General features: G+C 67.6%; 17 protein-coding genes and 1 tRNA gene. 9 read left to right on the top strand and 9 right to left on the bottom strand.

Features of this window, described 5'->3' with window-relative positions; genetic code table 11:
* Window positions 1–152: 152 nt before the first annotated feature.
* Window positions 153–227: transfer RNA gene (locus ASG72_RS06595), tRNA-Val, on the bottom strand.
* A 141-nt stretch (window positions 228–368) separates the two neighbouring features.
* A complete protein-coding gene (locus ASG72_RS06590) occupies window positions 369–728 on the bottom strand; it encodes a response regulator (protein WP_038363805.1) in 360 nt (119 codons plus the stop codon).
* A 341-nt stretch (window positions 729–1069) separates the two neighbouring features.
* Here ASG72_RS06590 and ASG72_RS06585 point away from each other — a divergent pair, with 341 nt between their 5' ends.
* Window positions 1070–1918: an N-formylglutamate amidohydrolase gene (locus tag ASG72_RS06585; RefSeq protein WP_244488741.1), complete on the top strand. Its 849-nt coding sequence runs from the start codon at window positions 1070–1072 to the stop codon at window positions 1916–1918.
* Window positions 1919–2241: 323 nt separating this feature from the next.
* Entirely contained in the window at window positions 2242–3024 is a 783-nt protein-coding gene (gene hisN / locus ASG72_RS06580) for a histidinol-phosphatase (protein WP_056710352.1), read from the top strand.
* Here the strand turns inward: hisN and ASG72_RS06575 are convergent.
* Window positions 2929–3984: an alpha/beta hydrolase gene (locus ASG72_RS06575; RefSeq protein ID WP_056710351.1), complete on the bottom strand. Its 1056-nt coding sequence runs from the start codon at window positions 3982–3984 to the stop codon at window positions 2929–2931. The two genes, hisN and ASG72_RS06575, sit on opposite strands and share 96 nt — an antisense overlap.
* A gap of 191 nt (window positions 3985–4175) precedes the next feature.
* Between ASG72_RS06575 and ASG72_RS06570 the strand changes: the two genes are divergently transcribed.
* A complete protein-coding gene (locus ASG72_RS06570; protein ID WP_056710349.1) occupies window positions 4176–4646 on the top strand; it encodes an Hsp20 family protein in 471 nt (156 codons plus the stop codon).
* Between the two features lie 104 nt (window positions 4647–4750).
* Here ASG72_RS06570 and ASG72_RS06565 read toward each other — a convergent pair whose 3' ends face one another.
* Complete coding sequence (locus tag ASG72_RS06565) at window positions 4751–5683, bottom strand: hypothetical protein (protein ID WP_156395838.1); 933 nt, start codon at window positions 5681–5683, stop codon at window positions 4751–4753.
* Between the two features lie 96 nt (window positions 5684–5779).
* Window positions 5780–6835: a low specificity L-threonine aldolase gene (locus ASG72_RS06560; RefSeq protein ID WP_056710345.1), complete on the bottom strand. Its 1056-nt coding sequence runs from the start codon at window positions 6833–6835 to the stop codon at window positions 5780–5782.
* Between the two features lie 795 nt (window positions 6836–7630).
* Here ASG72_RS06560 and gltB point away from each other — a divergent pair.
* Window positions 7631–12262, top strand: coding sequence for a glutamate synthase large subunit (gene gltB / locus ASG72_RS06555; protein ID WP_244488740.1), 4632 nt, complete (start codon window positions 7631–7633; stop codon window positions 12260–12262).
* A gap of 4 nt (window positions 12263–12266) precedes the next feature.
* Window positions 12267–13688: a glutamate synthase subunit beta gene (locus ASG72_RS06550; RefSeq protein WP_056710343.1), complete on the top strand. Its 1422-nt coding sequence runs from the start codon at window positions 12267–12269 to the stop codon at window positions 13686–13688.
* Window positions 13689–13730: 42 nt separating this feature from the next.
* On the opposite strand, the gene ASG72_RS06545 is transcribed toward ASG72_RS06550, so the two are convergent.
* The 3 genes from ASG72_RS06545 to galE form a co-directional block, all read right to left on the bottom strand.
* Window positions 13731–14924 carry an SGNH family hydrolase gene (locus ASG72_RS06545; protein ID WP_082540147.1) on the bottom strand — a complete coding sequence of 398 codons (1194 nt, stop codon included), beginning with the start codon at window positions 14922–14924 and terminating at the stop codon, window positions 13731–13733.
* An 84-nt stretch (window positions 14925–15008) separates the two neighbouring features.
* Window positions 15009–16220, bottom strand: a complete 1212-nt coding sequence (locus ASG72_RS06540; protein WP_082540146.1) for a lytic murein transglycosylase — start codon at window positions 16218–16220, stop codon at window positions 15009–15011.
* A gap of 123 nt (window positions 16221–16343) precedes the next feature.
* Window positions 16344–17333 carry a UDP-glucose 4-epimerase GalE gene (galE, locus tag ASG72_RS06535; RefSeq protein WP_056710339.1) on the bottom strand — a complete coding sequence of 330 codons (990 nt, stop codon included), beginning with the start codon at window positions 17331–17333 and terminating at the stop codon, window positions 16344–16346.
* 169 nt (window positions 17334–17502) lie between these two features.
* Between galE and ASG72_RS06530 the strand changes: the two genes are divergently transcribed.
* From ASG72_RS06530 to ASG72_RS06520, 3 genes are read left to right on the top strand one after another with little or no spacing between them, the layout of a single operon-like run.
* Window positions 17503–18384 (top strand): UTP--glucose-1-phosphate uridylyltransferase, encoded by an 882-nt coding sequence (locus tag ASG72_RS06530; protein ID WP_056710337.1) that lies wholly within the window; start codon window positions 17503–17505, stop codon window positions 18382–18384.
* A gap of 22 nt (window positions 18385–18406) precedes the next feature.
* The gene (locus tag ASG72_RS06525) at window positions 18407–19294 is read left to right on the top strand and encodes a methyltransferase domain-containing protein (protein ID WP_056710335.1); all 888 of its coding nucleotides are present in this window, start codon (window positions 18407–18409) and stop codon (window positions 19292–19294) included.
* 11 nt (window positions 19295–19305) lie between these two features.
* Entirely contained in the window at window positions 19306–19743 is a 438-nt protein-coding gene (locus tag ASG72_RS06520; RefSeq protein ID WP_056710992.1) for a thioesterase family protein, read from the top strand.
* Here the strand turns inward: ASG72_RS06520 and ASG72_RS06515 are convergent.
* The gene (locus tag ASG72_RS06515; protein WP_056710333.1) at window positions 19733–20911 is read right to left on the bottom strand and encodes a VWA domain-containing protein; all 1179 of its coding nucleotides are present in this window, start codon (window positions 20909–20911) and stop codon (window positions 19733–19735) included. The genes ASG72_RS06520 and ASG72_RS06515 overlap by 11 nt on opposite strands.
* A 691-nt stretch (window positions 20912–21602) precedes the next feature.
* On the opposite strand from ASG72_RS06515, the gene purL reads away from it, so the two are divergent.
* Complete coding sequence (gene purL / locus ASG72_RS06510) at window positions 21603–23813, top strand: phosphoribosylformylglycinamidine synthase subunit PurL (RefSeq protein ID WP_156395837.1); 2211 nt, start codon at window positions 21603–21605, stop codon at window positions 23811–23813.
* Window positions 23814–23817: the final 4 nt, after the last annotated feature.

Genomic DNA, 23817 nt, shown 5'->3' with positions numbered 1-23817 from the left:
GCCAAAGCCATAGCTCAGGACTGGAGGAGTTCCATCATACTCTCCGCGTAACGGCACGCCGCGTCGCCGTCGGGCGGCGGAGCCGGTCTATGCGGGTTCAGTCCAAATGCGAAAGGCCCCGCAGCTCGGCGAGCTGCGGGGCCTTTCAAAAATGGTGGGCGCGACAGGGATCGAACCTGTGACCCCTACGATGTCAACGTAGTGCTCTCCCGCTGAGCTACGCGCCCGGTGCCACCGCTTGCGCTGCGGCCGACGGAAACATGGCCGGGCTTTGCGGCCCATTCATGTTGCGAGGTGAGGGGCTATAGCCGCTTGGGCTCCGGCTTGCAAGGCGCTTCGCCATCAAAATACGGAGCCGGAGAACAGCCTCAGGCGGCGAGGAGTTTCTCGACCTCATTGACCAGTTCGCGCAGGTGGAACGGCTTGGAGAGCACCTTCGCATCCTTCGGCGTCTGGGAATCCGGGTTCAGGGCCACCGCCGCGAAGCCGGTGATGAACATCACCTTGATGTCCGGATCGAGCTCGGTGGCGCGGCGCGCCAGCTCGATGCCATCCATCTCCGGCATGACGATGTCGGTGAGCAGCAGCTCGAAGGGCTCCTCGCGCAGCCGGTTATAGGCGGAGAGCCCATTATCGAAGGATGCGACGTCATAGCCCGCATTCTGCAGGGCCTTGACCAGGAAGCGGCGCATGTCGTTGTCGTCTTCGGCGAGCAAAATCTTCGTCATGGCCTGCTTGTATCCGTCCCCGTAAGGCCTGTCATGCGCCGGTCGGCGCTGAAACAAGCGCTCCCGGCGTGGCGGTCGTCTGGCATATCAGCCCTGATCCAGGCCGGCATGGGCACGGTTATCCGGCCATGCGGGCGGTTGGAACCTCGTCGTTCTATAAGGCATGCACATGGTAAACAACGCGTGAATCCCGGTTCCGTTCTGGAAAGCGCGGACGTGCTTAACCCCGGCCCGATAGTGTGCTTCAGTCGAAGCCGATGAACGAGCAGCCCAGCCCCCATCCGCCCGACGCGTCCCACGGCCAGGAAACGGTCGTCGCCGCGATCGAACGGCCCTTCACCCTGTATCAGCCGGCGCTGCACATCGTCCCCGTCCTGGTCGATGTCCCGCATGCCGGGCGCCGCTATCCCAGCCGCTTCGTCGAGGAATCCCGCCTGAACCTGCGCTCGCTGCGCCGTTCCGAGGATGCCTTCGTCGACCGGCTGTTCGCCCGCACCGTCGAGCTCGGCGCGCCGATGCTGGTCGCGGAATTTCCGCGGGCCTATCTCGACGTCAATCGCGAGCCCTATGAGCTCGATCCGCGGATGTTCGACGGGCGCCTGCCGGCTTTCGCCAATACGCGCTCGATGCGCGTCGCGGGAGGGCTCGGCACCATCCCGCGCATCGTCGGCGACGCGCATGAGATCTATGTCGGCCGGATGAAGGTGGAGGAGGCGCTCGGCCGGATCGACGGGCTCTACCGGCCCTATCACGGCGCGTTGCGCAGCCTGATCCAGCGCACCCAGAGCAGCTTCGGCACCTGCATCCTGGTCGATGCCCATTCCATGCCCTCGACCGGGCTGGACCGGGACGGGCTGGCGAAGCCCGACATCATTCTGGGAGACCGGTTCGGCACCAGCGCCGCCGGCTACATCACCGACATCGCCGAGGAGGCCTTCCGCAAGCTCGGCCTCAGCGTCACCCGCAACCGCCCCTATGCCGGCGGCTTCATCACCGAGCATTACGGCGTGCCGGCCTCGGGGGTGCACGCGCTGCAGATCGAGATCAACCGGGCGCTGTACATGGACGAGGCGACGCTGACCCCGCATCAGGGCTTCGCCGCGTTGGAGCAGCTGATCGCCAAGGCGATGGCCGATTGCTTCGCGCGCTGGAGCGGCTGGCTCGACGAATGGCGCCAGGCCGCGGAATAGGAGCGCCGGACGGTCCGGACAAAAAAAAGGGCCGCACACTGTCGTGGCGGCCCAAGTCTAGGGAGGAAACGCCCAAGGAGGGCAACGAAGGCTTGAGGTGATCGCCCCTTCGCAATGCAACATAAGACGCTGCATCGCAAAATGACAAGAGCCTTTTCAGAAAAACGTGGTAGCCATGCCTGCAATGCATGACGCAGGGAAAGACCCGCCCGGTCTCTTGTGTTCGGCGCGCCGTCTCTGCATGAGTGCCGCCCGGCGACCGAGCTGCGGGCGCCCCGGCACACGAGCCGGATCGACGGCGTGATCGAAGCAGAGGGTGGCTCATGAGTGCGATCGATTTCGGAGCCTTCGTCGCCGATCTGGCCACGCAATCCGGCCGCGCCATCCTGCCCTTCTTCCGCGCCCATCATGCGGCCGAGGACAAGTCCCAGGGCGGCGCCTACGACCCCGTGACCGAAGCGGACCGCGCCGGCGAATCGGTGATGCGGCACCTGATCAAGCGGCATTTCCCGGCGCATGGCGTCCTCGGCGAGGAGTTCGGCAACGAGAATCTCGACGCCGAATATGTCTGGGTGCTCGATCCGATCGACGGCACCCGGGCCTTCATCTCGGGCATCCCGGTCTGGGGGACGCTGATCGGGTTGAGCCGCAACGGCGTGCCGGTCTACGGCATGATGCACCAGCCCTTCACCGGAGAGCGCTATTCCGGGGATGGCCGCCAGGCGCGCTATGAGGGGCCCAACGGCCCGCGGACGCTGCGCACCCGCCAGACGACCGAGCTCGCCGCCGCCACGCTGATGACCACCACCCCGGCGATGTTCTCCGGCGAACAGGCGCAGCGCTATGCCAGCGTCGAGAAAGCCGTGCGGCTCGCGCGCTATGGCTGCGATTGCTACGCCTATTGCATGCTCGCCGCCGGCCATGTCGATCTCGTCATCGAGAGCGGGCTGAAGCCCTATGACATCGTGGCGCTGATCCCGATCATCGAGGGGGCGGGCGGCATCGTCACCTCATGGCAGGGCGGCAGCGCCGCCGAGGGCGGAACCATCGTCGCGGCGGGCACCCGGGCGCTGCACGATGCGGCGCTCCGGCTCCTCGCCGGCTGAGGCGGCGTCGCGCGTCGCCTCTCCGGGGATGAAGGCGTCGAAAGCCGCCCAGAACCCGCCGCGAATCGCGTCGTTCTCCATCAGGATCTCGTGGCGCGACGTCGGCAGGACCAGAGCGGCACCGGTCTTCAGCCGCGCGGCGAAACGCTCGATGGCGGGGGTGGAGACGACCGGATCCTGCCCGGCCGCGATGACCAGGGTCGGCACATGGATCGCCCGGGCGGCATGGGGGGCGTTCAGTCGCGCCATCAGCTGGAAGGCGGTATGCACCCAGCCGATCGTCGGGTCGCCGATCGAGAGATGCGCCGCGGCCGAGGAGAGGGCGCTGTTGCGGGCGTAGCGCCGGGGATCGCTGGTCAGGCGATTGCCCTCGAAGGGCTTGGTCGCGATCGCGGTATCGCCGCCGCCGGGCACGAAGGCCCTGGAGAAGCCGAGCCAATAGAGCAGGCGGGCCAGCCTCCGCGCCGCCTCGGGGCGCTCGATCAGGGTCAGCCCGAGCATCGGGGCGAGCGCCACCAGCCGCGCCACGGGGAGCCGGCCCTGCCGCGCCGCATCCAGCGCCACGGCGGCACCCATGGAATGGGCGAGGGCGAAATAGGGCGGCGGCAGATGCGCCTGCATCTCCGCCATGGCGCAGGCGAGATCATGCTCGTAATGCCGCAGCCGCCCGACATGGCCCTTGCGGCCGCGGCCGACGAAACGCTGCGAGCCGCCCTGGCCGCGCCAATCGAAGGCGATCACATGGAAGCCGCGACGGCGCAGCTCGGCGATGGTCTCGCTGTAGCGCTCGATGAACTCCGCCCGGCCCTGGAGGATGATGATGCTGCCGCGCACCGGCCGCACCGTCGGCCGCCAGCGGGCGAAGCGCAGCAGGGCGCCGTCGGCGGTCCTGGCCGACCAGACCCGGGCATGGCCGGGAACCGGATAATCCGGATGGGAGAAGAGTTCGGCCTCGGCCATGTCAGGCTCCTGCTGCGCCTGACAGATGGCTGGCGGCGAGGCCATTATGGGCGTCGCGGAGACCTCTTGAAAAGCCGAAAACACGCTCCCAGATCAGGGCTGCGCAGGCCGGACAGGCTGCGCGAACCGAAACGGGCCTGTGCTCAGCCGAGGCAGGCCGGACCACCTTTGTCGCTTCTCTGGAGGACATCATGCGTCACTTTGATCTTTCGCCGCTCTATCGCTCGACCGTCGGCTTCGACCGTCTGTTCTCGCTGCTCGACCAGGCGACCGCCGTCGACAACGCGCCGAGCTACCCGCCCTACAACATCGAGCGGACGTCCGAAAACGCCTATCGCATCACCATCGCCGTGGCCGGCTTCGGCGAGAACGACCTCGCCATCGAGAGCAAGGAAAACGCGCTGACGGTGCGGGGCGAGAAGCAGGCCGCCGAGGAGGGCAAGCGCGAGGTGCTGCACCAGGGCATCGCGGCGCGCGCCTTCGAGCGTCGCTTCCAGCTCGCGGATTACGTGCAGGTCACGGGGGCGAGCCTCGAGAACGGGCTGCTCCATATCGACCTCGTGCGCGAGATCCCCGAGGCCAAGAAACCCCGGCAGATCCCGATCGGCGCGAAATCCGCCAAGGTGCTGGAAGCCAAGGTCGAGACGGCCAAGGCCGCCTGATCGGCTCCACAGCCAGACAGACGAAGGCCCAGACAGACGAACGCCCCCGGCCTGGCCGGGGGCGTTTTCATGTGGCGAGAGAGGATGGAGCGGCGCCGCCCGTCCTACTCCATCGGCGCGACGGGGATGGCGGGCGTCTCCGGCTTCGGCGCGGTCGGGGCGAGATCCTGGATCTGGACCGGGGGCAGTTCGCCGACCGCAGGCACGGGGATTTCGGGCTCGGGCGCCTTGGCCAGCGGGGCCGCGCGCTCCGGCTCCGGCGGGGCGGGGATCGGGCTGGGATAGACGACACGCGGCTTCTTCGGCTCCGCCGGGGCGGCATCCGCATCCGGCGCCGCCGGGGATGCAGGCACAGTGGTGGCCGGCGCGCTGGCCTGGGCCGGAGCCGCGGGAGCGGCCGGCTGCGGCGGTTCGGCACGCGCGGGCGCGGCGGGGGCGGGCGGAATGACGGTGGCCGGCGCGCTGGCCTGGGCCGGAGCCGCGGGAGCGGCCGGCTGCGGCGGTTCGGCGCGTGCGGGCGCGGCGGGGGCAGGCGGAATGATCGTGGCCGGCGCGCTCGCCTCGGCCGGCGGCTTCAAGGCGGCCGGCCGCTCCGGCGGGCTCGGCACCAGCCTCTGCACCGGCTTGTCGTCGCTACGCGGATCGATACGCGCCACGCGCTCACGCTGCTTTGCCGGCTTGAGAACGATCCGGTCGAGGAAGGCGCCGGTGCGCGCATCGAAGATCAGGCGCAGCCGGCTGCCATCGGCCCCGACGCCGTCGATCACCTGGGAACTGCCGGTGCGGATGGTGCGGTCGACCCGGACGAGCCCGTAATCGCGGGCCGCGATGCGGTTGACCACACGCGGCGGCACCAGGCGCCGGCCGTAATAGCCGTCATAGACCTCGCCATAGCGATAGACATAGGCGCGCGGATAGGGATCGTCATAGGGCTCGTAGAACTGGGCCGCGGCCCCACCGGTGGTCGCCGCCATCGCGCCGGCGAGAACGAGACCCACCGCTGCGAGACGCGACGGGGACAGTGAACGCAGTGCCATGTGTCATCCTTCGGGAGACTGAACCAATCCAGGGTTTCACTCTTCCTTAGGGATTGCGGCACGCATGCGGCGCAATTCGGGGCGGAATCCGCCGGCTCACCCCGTCATCACCGCAATCAGCCGGTCGACCTCCTCCGGCGCGGTGCGGAAGGACATGACGAAGCGGCCGATCACGGCGCCCTCGGGCAGAGTCTCCCCCGGGGCGAGGGCGGTGTCGGACCAGGCGAGATAAGCCACCCCCGCCGATGCGAGCCTCGCCTGCATCTCGGCGGACAGGATCGGGAAGACCTCGTTGGCCTGGCAGGGCCAGGCCAGCCGCGTGCGGCCATCGGCATCAAGCGCATCGGCCAGCCGCAGCGCCATCGCGTTCGCATGGCGGGCGAGTGCCAGCCAATGCCCGTCGCGCAGCAGCCCTTCGAACTGCGCAGCGATCAGCCGGCCTTTCGAGAGGGTGTGGCCGGCGCGCTTGCGCCGCCATTTCATCTCCCCCGCCCGCGCCGGGTCGAAGAACAGCACCGCTTCCGCAGCCCAGGCGCCGTTCTTGGTACCGCCGAAGGAGAGCACGTCGACACCGGCCTTCCAGGTGATCTCGGCCGGTGTGCAGCCCAGCGTCACCAGCGCATTGGCGAAGCGTGCTCCGTCCATGTGCAGAGCGAGGCCGCGCGGCGCGGCGGCCTGCTTCAGCGCCGCGACCTCCGCCGGCGTGTAGACGCAGCCGCATTCGGTGGCCTGGGTGATGGAGATCGCCTGTGGCTGGACCTGGTGCAGCGCCCCCTCGCGCAGCCGCGCGAGCGCCCGGGTGACGTCGGCGGGAGCGATCTTGTTGCCGGCGCCCGGCAGCCCGACCAGTTTGGCGCCGTCGCTGAAGAATTCCGGCGCGCCGCATTCGTCGTCGGCGACATGGCTTTCCTGATGGGTGATCACCGCGCCCCAGGGCCGGGTCAGGCTGGCCAGCGCCAGGGAATTGGCGGCGGTCCCGGTGGTGACGAGGAAGGCCGCGACCTCGTGCTCGAAGATCTCGGCGAAGAGGCGCTCGATCCGGGCCGACCAGTCATCCCCGCCATAGGCGGCCGCCGGACCCTGATTGGCGGCGGCGAGAGCCGCCATGACGGCCGGGCTGGCGCCGGCGGTGTTGTCGCTGATGAAGTTCATGCAGCGAGGGTTAGCGGCTGGCATGGGCAGCGCCAAGGGGCGGAGGCGGGGGGAGGCGCTTCGCTGGGCGCATGAGGTGGCGGCCGCACGAGTCGCGAGGACTCACGGGCCACCCCTGACAGCCTGCGGCTTCCCCCGTGACCCTGCGGCATCGAAACGCACCGGCCGGGAGCCGCCGGAGGCCTGCTGCCTAAGATGTATGCGCGGAGGGTGGGGCTATCGGGTGATATATGTCCGCTTCGAATCGAACTTCGACATAATATTTCAAAATGGCGCCTTATGGGCTCTTGTGCCCAGATTGGAATTCTGGCAAATTCTCAGGGATAGGACAGTGTTGCTGTCCCATTTCAACGAACCCCGCGGGGCGGCCTGGCCGCTGTGGCGGGGCATACGCAACGGAGCGGACCGATGATGAGGGGCAAGGCCAAAAACGCCAAAACCACTCGCACGCGCGCCGCCCGTAAAGCGGCGGCGTAACAGGCGCGACGGGGCTCAAAAAAGCCCGGGGGGCGCCTGCGGAGGACGCGGGCGCCGCCGAGCAAGCGCAAGCCACCCTCCCAGGACAGCCAGCGGCCTGATCGGCCCTGCCCTTGCGCCGGCCGGCGGCGGGGGCAGGTCCGGTTGCGGCAAAGGATGATGTGGACTCGGAGGCGGTGCCCGGCGGAAGCTGGCAGCCAGCAAGAAGCGGGGTTTGAGATGAGCGGTTCCAGCAAGGCGACCAGCGTCCAGGGCGGGCCAGTCACGGCGGCGTCCCGCGTCACGACCGAACCGACTTTGACGGTGCGCGATCCGGCGATGCCCGAGCGCCAGGGGCTCTATGATCCGTCCTTCGAGAAGGATTCCTGCGGTGTCGGCTTCATCGCCGACATGAAGAACCGCAAGACGCATGCGATCGTGCAGCAGGGGCTGCAGATCCTGCATAATCTCGATCACCGCGGCGCCGTCGGCGCCGATCCCAAGCTCGGCGATGGCTGCGGCATCCTGGTGCAGATCCCGCATCGCTTCTTCAGCGAGGAATGCGCCGCGCTCGGTTTCGCCCTGCCGGAGCCGGGGCATTACGCCATCGGCCAGTTCTTCATGCCCCAGGACGAGAAGGACCGCGCGCTTTGCGAGGACATCGTCCTGCAGACCGTGACCGAGGAGGGGCTGGTCTTCCTCGGCTGGCGCGACGTGCCGGTCGACAATTCCGATCTCGGCGCGGCGGTCAAGGCGTCCGAGCCCGTGCATCGCCAGCTCTTCGTCGGCCGCCCCTCCGAGATCGCCAGCGAGGATGATTTCGAGCGCAAGGTCTATGTCCTGCGCAAATCGGTCTCCAACAAGGTCTACAAGCTCAAGGACCGGGCGACGGCGACCTATTACCCGGTGTCGATGTCGGCCCGCACCATCGTCTACAAGGGCATGGTGCTGGTGACGCAGCTCGGCAGCTATTTCCGCGACCTCACCGATCCGCGTTTCGAGAGTGCGATCGCTTTGGTCCACCAGCGCTTCGCGACCAACACCTTCCCGTCCTGGCGGCTGGCCCATCCCTACAGGATGGTCGCCCATAACGGCGAGATCAACACGCTGCGCGGCAACGTCAACTGGATGGCAGCGCGCCAGGCCAGCGTCGATTCCGAGCTGTTCGGCCTCGATATCTCGAAGCTCTGGCCGATTTCCTATGAGGGCCAGTCCGACACCGCCTGTTTCGACAACGCGCTCGAATTCCTGGTCCAGGGCGGCTACTCGCTCGCCCATGCGATGATGATGCTGGTGCCGGAGGCCTGGAACGGCAACCCGCTGATGAACGAGGAGCGGCGCGCCTTCTACGAGTATCACGCCGCGCTGATGGAGCCCTGGGATGGGCCGGCGGCGATCGCCTTCACCGATGGGCGCCAGATCGGCGCGACGCTGGATCGCAACGGCCTGCGGCCGGCGCGCTATCTCGTCACCGATGACGGGCTCGTCGTGCTGGCGTCGGAATATGGCGTGCTGCCGATCCCCGAGGAGAAGATCGTCCAGAAATGGCGCCTGCAGCCCGGCAAGATGCTGCTGATCGATCTCGACCAGGGGCGCATCGTCGGCGATGACGAGATCAAGGAGAGCCTCTGCGCCGCCAACCCCTATCAGGAATGGCTGAAGCGCACGCAGATCGTGCTGGAGGAGCTGCCCCCGGTCGAGGCGCGCGCGCAGCGCACCGACGTGCCGCTGCTCGATCGCCAGCAGGCCTTCGGCTACACCCAGGAAGACACCAAGATCCTGATGGCGCCGATGGCGGTGACCGGCCAGGAAGCCGTCGGCTCGATGGGCACCGACACGCCGATCTCGGCGCTGTCGTCCAAGTCGAAGCTGCTCTACACCTATTTCAAGCAGAACTTCGCCCAGGTCACGAACCCGCCGATCGATCCGATCCGCGAGGAGCTGGTGATGAGCCTGCTCTCCTTCATCGGCCCGCGGCCCAACATCCTCGATCTCGCCGGCGCATCGCGCCGCAAGCGGCTCGAGGTGCGCCAGCCGATCCTGACCAATGACGATCTCGAGAAGATCCGCTGCATCGGCCATTACGAGGACCGGTTCGACACCAAGACGATCGACATCACCTATCCCGCGCGCGAAGGCGCGGCCGGGATGGAGGGGGCGATCGCCCGGCTGTGCGAGCGCGCCGAGGCGGCCGTGCATGGCGGCTACAACATCATCATCCTCTCCGACCGGTTGGTCGGCGCCGACCGGATCCCGATCCCGGCGCTGCTGGCGACGGCGGCGGTGCACCACCACCTCATCCGCAAGGGCCAGCGCACCTCCGTCGGGCTCGTGCTGGAATCGGGCGAGCCGCGCGAGATCCATCATTTCGCCTGCCTGGCCGGCTTCGGCGCCGAGGCGATCAACCCCTATCTCGCCTTCGAGACGCTGGAGGCGCTCTACGAGGCCGGCGAATTCCCGAAGGAGGTCGACCGCTCCGAGGTGGTGAAGCGCTTCATCAAATCGGTGGGCAAGGGGCTGCTCAAGGTGATGTCCAAGATGGGCATCTCGACCTATCAATCCTATTGCGGCGCGCAGATCTTCGATGCCGTGGGCCTGAAGAGCGAGACGATCGACAGGTATTTCGCCGGGACGATTTCCTCGATCGAGGGCGTCGGCCTGCCCGAGATCGCCGAGGAGACGGTGCGGCGGCACAAGGACGCCTTCGGCGACTCGCCGATCTATCGCGACAGTCTCGATATCGGCGGCGAATACGCCTATCGCCTGCGCGGCGAGGATCACGCCTGGACGCCCGAGAACATCGCCCTGCTGCAGCATGCGGTGCGCGGCAACGCCCAGGACAAGTACAAGGCCTATGCCGCTCTGGTGAACGACCAGAGCTCGCGCTTCTCGACCATTCGCGGCCTGTTCACGATCAAGGACGCGGACGCGATCGGCCTGAAGCCGATCCCGCTCGAGGAGGTCGAATCCGCCGCCTCCATCGTCAAGCGCTTCTCGACCGGCGCGATGTCCTTCGGCTCGATCAGCCATGAGGCGCATTCGACGCTGGCCATCGCGATGAACACGATCGGCGGCAAGTCGAATACGGGCGAGGGCGGCGAGGAGCCGGAGCGCTTCGTGCCGATGGCGGATGGCCGCTCGATGCGCTCGGCGATCAAGCAGGTGGCCTCGGGCCGCTTCGGCGTGACGACGGAATATCTCGTCAATTCGCAGATGATGCAGATCAAGATCTCGCAGGGCGCCAAGCCCGGCGAGGGCGGCCAGCTGCCCGGGCACAAGGTCGATGCGCGCATCGCCAAGGTGCGCCATTCGACCCCGGGCGTCGGGCTGATCTCGCCGCCGCCGCATCACGACATCTATTCGATCGAGGATATCGCCCAGCTGATCTTCGACCTGAAGAACGTCAATCCGGAGGCGGATGTCTCGGTCAAGCTGGTCTCGGAGCTCGGTGTCGGCACGGTCGCGGCCGGCGTCGCCAAGGCACGGGCCGACCACATCACCATTTCCGGCTATGAGGGCGGCACCGGTGCCTCGCCGCTGACCTCGATCAAGCATGCGGGATCACCCTGGGAGATCGGCCTGGCCGAGACCCACCAGATCCTGGTGATGAACCGGCTGCGCGGGCGCATCGCCCTGCAGGTCGATGGCGGGCTGCGGACCGGCCGCGACATCGTCATCGGCGCGCTGCTCGGAGCCGACGAATTCGGCTTCGCGACCGCGCCCCTGATCGCCGCCGGCTGCATCATGATGCGCAAATGCCACCTCAACACCTGCCCCGTCGGCGTGGCGACGCAGGATCCGGTGCTGCGCAAGCGCTTCAAGGGCACGCCGGAGCACGTCATCAACTTCTTCTTCTTCCTGGCGGAAGACGTGCGCGAGATCATGGCCAGCCTCGGCATCGCCAAATTCGACGATCTCGTCGGCCGCTCCGACTGGCTCGACAAGAACCAGGCGATCGACCACTGGAAGGCGAAGGGGCTCGATTTCTCGCGCATCTTCCACAAGCCGGATGTCGGCCAGGACGTGGCGATCCGCCATGTCGAGCTGCAGCAGCACCCGATCGACACGGTGCTGGACCGGATGCTGATCGACCGCTCGCAGGCGGCGCTCGAAACCGGCGAGCCGGTGGTGATCGAGAGCGAGATCCGCAATGTCGACCGCTCGACCGGGGCGATGCTTTCCGGCCGGGTGGCGAAGCGCCATGGCTATGCCGGGCTGCCGGAGGACACGATCCAGGTGAAGCTCACCGGCACGGCCGGCCAGAGCTTCGGCGCCTGGGTGACCAATGGCGTGACGCTGGAGCTGACCGGCCAGGCCAACGACTATGTCGGCAAGGGCCTCTCCGGCGGCAAGCTGATCATCAGGCCGGCCGAGACGGCGAGGACCCGGGCGGAGCAGTCGATCATCGTCGGCAACACCGTGCTCTACGGCGCGATCTCCGGCGAATGCTACTTCCGCGGCGTGGCCGGCGAGCGCTTCGCGGTGCGCAATTCCGGCGCGATCGCGGTGGTCGAAGGCACGGGCGACCATGGCTGCGAATACATGACCGGCGGTGTCGTCGTCGTGCTGGGCCAGACCGGGCGCAATTTCGCTGCCGGCATGTCGGGTGGCGTCGCCTATGTGCTGGACGAGGACAAGAGCTTCGCCAAGCGCTGCAACCTCTCGATGGTCGATCTCGAGCCGGTGATCGAGGAGGAGGAGCTGATGCAGCGCATCCACCATCACGGCGGCGACCTCGAATTCAAGGGCCGCATCGACGTGATGGCGAACATGTCCGGCTATGACGCCGAGCGCCTGCACCAGCTGATCAGCGATCACCTGCGTTACACCGGCTCGACGCGGGCCAAGGACATTCTGGAGAATTGGGCGGAGTACCTGCCCAAATTCGTCAAGGTGATGCCGGTCGAATATCGGCGGGCGCTACAGGAAATCGAGCGGGCGCAGGCCGGCCTGTCGGTCGCGGCGGAGTGAGATCATGGGCAAGGTAACGGGCTTTCTCGAGATCGACCGGCGCGACCGGAAGTATCTGCCGGCGTCGGACCGGATCAGGAACTACAAGGAGTTCGTGATCCCGCTCGGGCCGGAGGCGACGCGGGACCAGGCGGCGCGCTGCATGAACTGCGGCATTCCCTATTGTCACAACGGCTGTCCGGTGAACAACCAGATCCCGGACTGGAACGACCTCGTCTACAACGACAAATGGCGCGAGGCGCTGGCCAATCTCCATTCCACCAATAACTTCCCGGAATTCACCGGCCGGGTCTGCCCGGCGCCGTGCGAGGCGTCCTGCACGCTGAACCTCGAAGACAGCCCGGTCACGATCAAGTCGATCGAATGCGCGATCGTCGACAAGGGCTGGGCCGAGGGCTGGATCCGGCCCGAGCCGCCGAAGACGAAGACGGGCAAGACGATCGCGCTGATCGGCTCCGGCCCGGCCGGGCTCGCCGCCGCCCAGCAGCTCGCCCGCGCCGGCCATGCGGTGCATGTCTATGAGCGCCAGGCGCGGGCCGGCGGGCTGCTGCGCTACGGCATCCCCGACTTCAAGATGGAGAAGTCGCATGTCGAGCGCCGCGTCGCGCAGATGGAGGCCGAGGGCGTCGTCTTCCACTACAACGTCAATGTCGGCGTCGATGTCGACCCGGCCGAGCTGCTGGAGACATATGACGCCGTGGGGCTGACCGGCGGTGCCGAGAAGCCGCGCGACCTGCCGATCGAGGGCCGCGACCTCGACGGCGTGCAATTCGCCATGGACTTCCTGCCGCAGCAGAACCGGCGCGTCGGCGGCGAGCCGCTGGCCGGCAATGCCCGGCCGATCCTGGCCTCCGGCAAGCATGTCGTGGTGATCGGCGGCGGCGATACCGGCTCCGACTGCATCGGCACCTCGGTACGCCAGGGCGCGCTGTCGGTGACGCAGATCGAGATCATGCCGCAGCCGCCGGAGAAGGAGAACAAGCTGCTGACCTGGCCGAACTGGCCGCTGAAGCTGCGCACCTCCTCCAGCCATGAGGAAGGCGCCGAGCGCGATTTCGCGATCGGCACGCTGAAGTTCATCGGCGAGAACGGCCATGTCCGGAAGCTGCGCTGCGCCCGGGTCGACGCCCAGTTCAAGCCGATTCCGGGGACGGAATTCGATCTGAAGGCCGATCTGGTGCTGCTCGCCATGGGCTTCGTCTCGCCGGTGCAAGAAGGGCTGTTGAGCCGTCTCGGCGTCAAGCTCGATGGCCGCGGCAATGTCGAGGCCAATACGCTGGGCTACAAGACCTCGGTCGAGAAGGTCTTCGCCGCCGGCGACATGCGGCGCGGCCAGTCGCTCGTGGTCTGGGCCATCCGCGAAGGCCGCCAGATGGCGCATGCGATCGACAAGCAGCTGATGGGCGAAACCATTTTGCCGCGCTGAGACAGGGCCGATGCGAGGCGGCCGGCGCGCAAGCGCGCCGCGTCAGCGCGGCCAGCGATGATCGTCCAGCCGCCCGGGCTTCGGCTCGGGCAGCATGCCTTCGACGAAGACCCGGTCGAGCTGGGCACCGGCCTCGTCGCGGCCGCGCGCCTCGCGCGGCGATGAGAGAAGCCCCTGATCGGTGGCGACGCTCTGTGCGGCCAGCGGCAGGACCGGCCCGGCCAGGGGCTTGACGCGCAGCGCCGCCGGCAGCCCGATATTCGAGAATTGATTGCCGACCATCGCGTCGATCAGCCGCTCGATCCCGCCGGGCTGCAGCTCCGGATTGATCGGCGCCCCCGTCTCGGGCGACACCGGCAGGGCCAGAGCCGGCTGCTGCTGCCGGCCCTCGATCAGCCGGCGGATTACCACATCGACGAAATGCGCGGCCTTGCGCGCGCCGGCCGCGGTGAAGTGGATGCCGTCTCCGGCCCGCAGCCGCATGGTCTGGCCCGAGACGTCCGGCCCCATCGCGGTGTAGCGGTTCTCGGCATCGACGAAGCCGCCCCAGAGGTCGACATAGGCGCCGCCGGCCTTTTCCGCCTGATCGCGATACAGCTCGTTGAAAGCCGTGAAATCCGCCGAGAGCCTTGTGTTCTGCACCGGCGGGGCGCCGACCCAGACCAGCGGCACGCGGCGCTGCGCGAAGGCGGCGGCGATGGCTGCGATCCGGCTGCGGTAGAGTTCCTGCCAGCGCGGGCTCAGCGGCTCGTGGACGACATCGCCTTCGCGGATCGCCTGGCGGTCGTTCAGCCCGATCAGCATGATGCCGACGCTGATCCCCGGCTCGGCCGCGAGCAGCTCTTCGGCGACCTTGCGCCAATCATGATAGTCGCTGCGCACCAGCCCGGAATCGGAGCGGGCACGGTCCAGCACCGCGACGTCCGGCCGGTCCTCCAGCGCGTCCTCCAGCCCGTCGGCCAGCAGGCTCGCGAGGGAATCGCCGATCACCAGGACCCGGTGCGCGATCTCGACCTTTGGGACGATCGCGACGCTGGCGGGAATGGCCGGAGCCGGGGCCCGCCGCCGGACGCTGGGCGCGACGCGCCGCGGCCGCGGCTGCACCACGGGCTGCTGCGGCACCTGCCAGAACAGCGAGAAGAAGCTGCGCTGCTGCTGGGCCGGCTGGGCGCGCAGCTCGCCGCCGCCGGGCAGGAGCAGGGCGAGCAGCATGGCGAGCATGATGCGTGTACGCATGTCCCCTCCGCTCCCGATCTCGGACCCCCGGCGATGCCGGAGCTTACGCGGGAATGCCGGCGAAGTCAGGAGGGGCGGGCGATCTCACCGTCCGGACCGCATGCGCTGCAGCAGGCTGGGCGTCGGCCAGCCATCGGGGATCTCGCCGAGGCTGAGCTGGTATTGGCGGACCGCCTCGCGCGTGCCGGTGCCGATGCGGCCATCGGCATCGTGGCTGTAGAGGCCGAGCGCCTTCAGCCTGCGCTGCAGGTCCTGCATGCCGGCCTTGTCGAGGCGCGGTTGCGACACGGGCCATTCCGCCTGGATCGCCGGCTGGCCCATGATGCGGTCGCCGAGATGGCCGACGGCCAGGGCATAGGCGTCGGAGGAGTTGTATTTCTTGATGACGTCGAAATTCTCGGTCAGCAGCATGACCGGGCCGCGATGGCCGGCCGGATAGAACAGTCGGCCTTCGCCGCGGGACGGCAGCGCGCGCCCATCCGCCCGCCTGACGCCGGCGCTGGCCAGCGCCGCGAAGCTGCCCCTGCCGTTCCTGTGGTCGAAGCGCTCGGGCAGCACGACCTCCAGCCCCCAGGGCAGGCCGGGGACCCAGCCATGGCCCTTGAGGTAATTAGCGGTGGAGGCGAGCGCGTCGCTGGTCGAGGTCCAGATGTCGGCATGGCCGTCGCCGGTCCAGTCGACGGCGTATTTCAGATAGCTCGACGGCATGAATTGCGGATGGCCCATCGCCCCGGCCCAGGAGCCGCGCAGTTCGTTGCGATCGACATGGCCCTTCTGGATCAGCTCGAGCGCGGTCAGCAGCTCGTCGCGGAAGAAGTCGCCGCGATAGCGGATCTGGGCCAGCGTCGCGAGCGAGCGGATCGTGTCCTTGTCGCCCTTGAACGAGCCGTAATTGGTTTCCATGCCCCAGATGCCGAGCAGCACCTCCTTCGGCACGCCGTAGCGCGCCTCGATCTGCGCGAGCACTGAGGCATGGCCCTCGGCCGCCTCCCGGCCGCGGGAAATCCGGGTGCCGCCGACGGCGCTGTTGAGATAGCCCCAGATCGGCGCGGTGAATTCCGACTGCTTGCGGGTCAGCGCGACGATGCTCGCATCCGGCGTCAGGCCGCGGAAGGCCGTGTCGAAGGTGCTGCGGGAGATGCCGCGCGCCTGGGCCTGCGGCCAGAGCGACTTCAGGAACGGCTCGAAACCCTGGGACGCGACGGGGGCCGCGGCCGCATTGATCGAGCCCGTGGTCTGCGCCAGCGCCGGGGACAGGCCGATGACGATCGCGGCGGCGATCACGGAGAGGCGCATGGATCGATCTCTCTTCAATCTGGTGTCGATGCAGGCCCCCACACCGCCGCAACAAGATTAACCGACGGTTAATCCCGCGCAATCCCGCCTGCGCCCGAAGGTCGCCGGCGCAGCCCCGGCGGCTCAGCCGGCGTTGCGCGTGCGCAGCGCGGTCTCCCAGGCGAGGGCGTGGCGCACGATCTCCTCGAGATCGTCATGCTCCGGCCGCCAGCCCAAAGTCTCGCGGATCCGGTCCGCCTTGGCGACCAAAGTGGCGGGATCGCCGGCGCGGCGCGGCGACAGCCTGACCGGGAAATCGACGCCGGACACCCGCTTCACCACATCCGTCACCTCCCTGACCGAGTAGCCGCGGCCATAGCCGCAATTCATCGTCAGATTGCCGCCACCGGCGCGCAGATGATCGAGCGCGGCGATATGGGCGCGGGCGAGATCGGTGACGTGGATGTAGTCGCGGATGCAGGTGCCGTCCGGCGTCGGATAATCGGTGCCGAAGATCTCCATTCCGGCACGCTGGCCCGAGGCGGCCTGGCAGGCGACCTTGATCAGATGTGTGGCATTGGGGCCGGACTGGCCCGAGCGGCCGCGCGGATCGGCTCCGGCGACATTGAAATAGCGCAGGGCGATATAGGTCAGGGGATGGGCGCTGGCGACGTCGCCGAGCATCCATTCGCTCATCAGCTTCGAGCGGCCATAGGGGTTGATCGGGTTCAGCGCGATGTCTTCCGGGACCGGCGACAGCGGCGGTTCGCCATAGACCGCCGCCGTCGAGGAGAAGATCAGGTGCCGGACGCCGCAGCGCACCGCGCTTTCCAGCAGGGCGCGCGTCTTCACGGTGTTGTTGAGATAATAGCCCAGCGGATCGGACACCGAATCCGGCACCACGATGCGCGCGGCGAAATGCGCGATCTCGGTGATGCCGTGCTCCGTCAGCGTGCGTTCGACCAGCGCCTGGTCGCCCATATCGCCTTTGACGAAGGTCGCTTCCCGCGGCACGGCCCACCAGAAGCCGGTCGAGAGATCGTCGAGGACGACGACCTCCTCGCCCCGGTCGATCAGCTCCAGGACCATGTGGCTGCCGATATAGCCGGCGCCTCCCGATACTAGGATCGCCATTGCAACACTCCTGTCATGATGATCGGCTCGTCATATCAAAAAACATTGACGAGCCGCGACGCTCGTTCTGGTATCCGTAGACGTCGGCGGGTCGAGCGAAGGTAGCCAGACCCGTCACCCAGCCTGACCCCACTGCCTGCCGCGTGCCGGCGCTCGAAATGGACTTTCCATGAACAATCGTATTCGCAAGGCCGTCATCCCCGTGGCTGGCCTGGGCACGCGCTTCCTGCCGGCCACCAAGGCCATTCCGAAGGAGATGCTGACGATCGTCGACCGGCCCGTCGTCCAGCATGTGGTGGATGAGGCGCGCGCCGCCGGCATCGAGCATTTCGTCTTCATCACCGGGCGCAACAAGGGCGTCATCGAGGATCATTTCGATTCGGCCTTCGAGCTCGAGGCGACGCTGGAGCGCCGCGGCAAGGTGAAGGAGCTGGAGGCGCTGCGCGCCGATCTGCCGCTCGCGGGGGCGACGAGCTTCACCCGCCAGCAGGGCCCGCTCGGCCTCGGCCATGCCGTCTGGTGCGCGCGCGACATCATCGGCGACGACGAGCCCTTCGCCCTGCTGCTGCCCGACATGCTGCATCACAGCCATGGCAAGGGCTGTCTCGCCGATATGATCGACGCGTTCAAGAAACATGGCGGCAATCATATCGCGGTGGCGCCGGTGCCCGAGGATCAGACGCATCAATACGGGATCGTCGGTGTCGAAGATGTAAAAGCCAAGGTCTCGAAGATCACCAAGATGGTGGAAAAGCCGGCCAAGGGCACGGCTCCGTCGAACTTGCATATAACGGGCCGCTACATTCTTCAGCCGACGATCTTCAATCTTCTCGCCAATCAGGAAGCCGGTGCCGGCGGAGAGATCCAATTGACGGATTCGATGATCGCGCTGTCGCGGCTGGAGCCCTTCTATGCCTGCCGCTTCGATGGCGACATCTACGACACCGGCTCCAAGATCGGCTTCCTGCTCGCCAACATCGCCTATGGGCTGTCGCGCTCCGATCTCGAGCCGGAACTGCGCCGCGAGATCGAGCGCCTGCTGGAAAGCTGAGACGCGCCGGGAGGCCGCCCGGGTGAGCCAGCCCGCAACCGTGTTCGACCGGGCGCTCGCCCGGCGCCGGCTGTCGCGCGCGCTCGCCGCCGGCCATCCCGACTTCCTGCTGCAGCGGGCCGCGGCCGATCTGGAGGAGCGGCTCTCCGCGGTGCTGCGCCGCTTCCCCGTCGCGGTCGATCTCGCCACCGCGCTGCCGGTGGCCGACGCCGTGCTGCGGCCGCGCTGCGAGCGTCTGCTGCGCCTGAGCGAGGTAGAGAGCGGGGATTGCGACGTCGTCGGCGATCTCGAGGCGCTGCCGCTGGCGCCCGAATCACTCGATCTCGCGGTCTCGCTGCTGGCCCTGCAGGGGGTGAACGATCTGCCCGGCACGCTGATCCAGATCAGGCGCAGCCTCCGGCCGGACGGGCTGTTCATGGGCTGCCTGCTGGCGGGGCGGACGCTGCAGGAATTGCGGCAGGTGCTGATCGAGGCCGAGGTGGCGGTCAGTGGCGGGGCCAGCCCCCGCATCGCCCCCTTCGCCGATCTGCGCGATCTCGGCAGCCTGCTGCAACGGGCCGGCTTCGCCCTGCCCGTCGTCGACAGCGAACTCGTCACCGTGCGCTATGGCGACATGTTCGGGCTGATGCGGGATCTGCGCGCCATGGGCTGGGCCAATGCGCTCGGCAGCCGCCGCAGCGTCGGCCTGCGCCGGGACGTGCTGATGAAGGCCGCCGCCCTCTATACCGAGCGCCATGCCGATACGGATGGCCGGGTGCGGGCGAGTTTCGAGCTGGTCTGGCTCTCCGGCTGGGCGCCGCATGAGAGCCAGCAGAAGCCGCTCAGGCCGGGCTCGGCAAAGACGCGGCTCGCCGATGCGCTCGGGGTGGCCGAGCGCCGCGCGGCCGGCGAGGAACCGGGGCGCGAGTGAAGGAGGCCGCCATGGCCGAACGACAGCAGCGGATGGAGCGGGGGGCGTTCCGGCTGTTCCGGCAGATCCCGACGCGCTGGCACGACAATGACGTGTTCGGCCACGTCAACAACGTCGTCTATTACGCCTGGTTCGACACGGCGGTCTGCTCCTGGCTGGTCGAGAACGGCTTCATGGACATCGCCACGAGCCCCGTCGTCGGCCTCGTCGTCGAGACCGGCTGCACCTATTTCGAGAGCGTCGCCTTTCCCGAGAGCGTCGAGGTCGGGCTCAGGGTGGAGCGGCTGGGGCGCAGCGCGGTGACCTATCGCCTCGGCATCTTCCGCGCCGGGAGCGATCTCGCCGCGGCACAGGGCCATTTCACCCATGTCTATGTCCAGCGCGCGACGCAAAGGCCGACGGAGATCCCGCCGGCCCTGCGCGCCGCGCTGGAGACGCTCACATCGTGAGGCGCACCGAGGCGATCTCGGAGGCGATCTTCTTGAAGACCGGGCTCAGCTGCGACGCGTTCTGCACGTCGTAATACATGCCCGGCGAGGAGGCGCAGTTGCGCAGCAGGTTCGCATCGCCGTTGATCACGCGGATCGTGTAGATCTGGATCCCCGCGGCCTTGGCATTGGCGCAGGCCTGCGCGGTGCGCCCGTCGATGATGTTGCCGTCGCCGGTGAAGCGGTTTTCCGTGTTGTCGCCGTCGGTGAGGACGATCATGTATTTCGTCAGCCGCGGCGTGTTGGCGGCCTTGCCCTCGGCCAGCGGGACGGTATCGCTCAGCGAGGCCCAGCCCCAGGCGACGCCCATGGTGACGTTGGTGTTGCCGGAGGCGATCATCGTGTCGACCGCGCTGTTCAGCGCGGCCCAGTCATTGGTCAGCGGGACGCTGGTCGCCAGCGTGTACTGGCAGAAGGCCGCCGGGTATTTGGTCGTGACGTTGGTATCGACGACCAGGGCATCGGAGGCGTCATAGGGCGAGTCGCGGTCCGAGATGCAACCCTCCCAGCTCCCCTTCTGCGGATAGACCGCCGGTTTCGAGTTCTTCTTGGCGACGTCCCAGCGCAGCCAATTGGCGTTCTTGTAGCTCGTCGGCATCCGCACCTGCGTGTGGAACGGGATCATCGAGACCTTGACCTGGTCCGGCTCGGTGACCGCATCCTGCATGATCTTCAGCAGGTCGCGCGTCGCGGTCTTCAGCGCCGTGAGCTTCGAGCCCGCCATCGAGCCGGTATTGTCGAGCGCCAGGGCGAGCTCGATCTTCTTGGTTCCCCAGGAGGATTGGTTGGCGCTGCTGACGGCGATGCTGTTCTGGCCGATCACCCGGGCGACGCTGGTATCGACGTCGATATGGCCGGTGATGTTCACGGTGCGGCTGACGCGGTCGATGGTGATCGAAGCCGAGCCGAATTTCGCGGCCGTCTCGGGGCTGAGATTGCCTTTGATCCAGTTGTTGATCCGGGCGGTCAGCTCGGCATCGGTCAGCTTGCTCGCGTCGCGCGCCGCCATCAGCGCCGCGCTGTCGATGGCGGCGTTGAGCTCGGCCCGCGCCTTGCTGGCCCGGGAATAGTCCACGGCCGCGCCGGTCAGGCCGAGGATCGGCACGATCGAGATCCCGAACAGCATCATGAAATTGCCGGACTCATCGCGCCGGAAGCGTCGGAGATGGCGAAGAGGTGCTGCGAGCGACATGGAGCTGTCCCTGAAGGCAATGAGCCTGCATCAAGGGGTCTTCATGCCTTAAGAAATCCTTCGCGGAATAGGATAGCCGCCGCATCGGCCTGTAAGGCGCAAGGACAATAGTATGAGAGCGCCGGCAATATCAGGTGACGATCCGGCATGTTCTATCGGGCGGCGGATAGTCGTCAGCACGAATTGCGAGTTCGCAGGTGATCTTTCTGGGTGGAACATAGGGCATACGGGTCGATTTCGACAGGACCGATGGTCACGGTGACGTCGGATGTGAAGAATGACCTTGCGGAATATTGGTCTCTCGTCCTGCCTTGGAGGTTCCGGCCGAGAATTTCGGCTGTGATCGGCCGTGTTCTTGCGGTTTGCGGGGCTTTTCACGCTCGCCCCGCGTCAGCCTGAATTGTCTCGAACTGGTGAACCCGGCCTTGCCGCGAATGCCTGATTTTCCCGGTGTTCCCGCAGGAATTCCTTCATCTCCGGCGCCGGGGCGCGGTGGTCGCCCAGCGGCCGTCTCGCGAAGCGGAGCGCCGCTTTGCTGCGGAATGCGTTGTCTGATCCCTGCAGGCGCGCTATGCCGCGCTCAACCCCGGGCTGGCGTGCCGGCCGGACCATCAGGAAGCGTCGCGCCGTGATTCCAAACGACATCAAGATCACCCCGCAGCTCGTGGCCGAGCACGGCCTCAAGCCCGACGAGTACCAGCGCTTCCTGAAGCTGATCGGCCGCGAGCCGACGATTACCGAACTCGGCATCGTCTCGGCGATGTGGAACGAGCACTGCTCCTATAAATCCTCGAAGCTGCATCTGAAGACCCTGCCGACCAAGGCGCCCTGGGTGATCCAGGGGCCGGGCGAGAACGCCGGCGTCATCGATATCGGCGACGGGCTGGCCATCGTCTTCAAGATGGAGAGCCACAACCACCCCTCCTTCATCGAGCCCTATCAGGGCGCGACGACGGGGGTCGGCGGCATTCTGCGCGACGTCTTCACCATGGGCGCGCGCCCGATCGCGGTGCTGGACGCGCTGCGCTTCGGCTCCCCCGAGCATCCGCGCACGCGCCATCTCGTCTCCGGCGTCGTCGCCGGCATCGGCGGCTATGGCAATTCCTTCGGCGTTCCCAATGTCGGCGGCGCCACCGGCTTCCACAGCCGCTATGACGGCAACATCCTGGTCAATGCGATGGCGGTCGGCATCGCCCGCGCCGACGAGATCTTCTACGCCAAGGCCTCCGGCGTCGGCAAAGCGATCGTCTATCTCGGCTCCAAGACGGGCCGAGACGGCATTCACGGCGCCACCATGGCCTCGGCCGCCTTCGGCGAAGGCGCGGAGGAAAAGCGGCCGACCGTGCAGGTCGGCGATCCCTTCGCCGAAAAGCTGCTGCTCGAGGCCTGTCTGGAGATCATGGCGGCGGGCCATGTCGACGCGATCCAGGACATGGGTGCTGCGGGCTTGACCTGCTCGGCGGTGGAGATGGGCGCCAAGGGCGATCTCGGCGTCGAGCTCGAGCTCGACAAGGTGCCCTGCCGCGAAGACGGCATGAGCGCCTACGAGATGATGCTGTCGGAGAGCCAGGAGCGCATGCTCATGGTGATCAAGCCGGGTCACGAAGCGCCGGCCGAAGCGATCTTCCGCAAATGGGGGCTGGATTTCGCCGTCGTCGGCCATACCACCGACACGCTGCGCTTCGTGGTCAAGCATCACGGCGAGACCATGGCCGACCTGCCGATCAAGGAATTGGGCGACGAGGCGCCGGAATATGACCGGCCCTGGGTCGAGACGCCGCCACGGCAGCGGATCGCGCCGGAGACGGTTGAGCCGCCGATGAGCGCGGCGCAGGCGCTGCTCACGCTGATCGGCTCGCCCGATCTCTGCTCGAAGCGCTGGGTCTGGGAGCAGTACGACACGCTGATCCTCGGCAATTCGGTGGTGACGCCGGGCGGCGATGCCGGGCTGATCCGGATCGAGGACGGGCCGAAGGGCCTCGCCATGACCGCCGACGTCACGCCGCGCTATTGCGAGGCCGATCCCTTCGAAGGCGGCAAGCAGGCGGTGGCCGAGGCCTGGCGCAACCTGACAGCGACGGGCGCGACGCCGCTCGCCATCACCGATAATCTGAACTTCGGCAATCCGGAGCGGCCGGAGGTGATGGGCCAGCTCGTCGGCTGCATCCGCGGCATCGGCGAGGCCTGTCGTGCGCTGGATTTCCCGGTCGTCTCGGGCAATGTCTCGCTCTACAACGAGACCAACGGCGTCTCGATCCTGCCGACCCCGACCATCGGCGGCGTCGGGGTGCTCGCGGATGTGACGCGGCACGCGACGATCGCCTTCAAGGCGGCCGACGAGACCATTCTGCTGATCGGAGAGACGGCGGGCTGGCTGGGGCAGTCCAGCTATCTCGCCACGATCTGCGGCCGCGAGGAGGGCGCCCCGCCGCCGGTCGATCTCGCGGTCGAGCGTCGCAACGGCGATTTCGTGCGCCAGCTGATCACCGCCCGGCGCGTCAGCGCCTGTCACGATCTCTCGGATGGCGGTCTGGCGGTGGCGTTGGCGGAGATGGCCATGGCCGGCGGCATCGGCGCCGCGATCGAGACCCTGCCGCAGGGCAAGGCCCATGCCGTGCTGTTCGGCGAGGACCAGGCGCGCTATCTCGTCACCGTGCCGGCGGCGCAGGCCCAGAGCATCGTCGCGGAGGCCGCGGCCGCCGGGGTTCCGGCGCTCGCGCTCGGCCGGACCGGGGGCGACGCCCTCATCCTCCCCGGTGAGGACGCCATCGCCGTCGCTGCCCTGAAGACCGCCCATGAGGGCTGGTTGCCGGCCTATATGGCCGGCAAAGCCGCTTGAGGAG

The organism is Allobosea sp. Leaf344 (assembly GCF_001426225.1).
Classification (GTDB): Bacteria; Pseudomonadota; Alphaproteobacteria; order Rhizobiales; family Beijerinckiaceae; genus Allobosea.
This window is presented reverse-complemented; position numbering and strand designations above follow the sequence as displayed.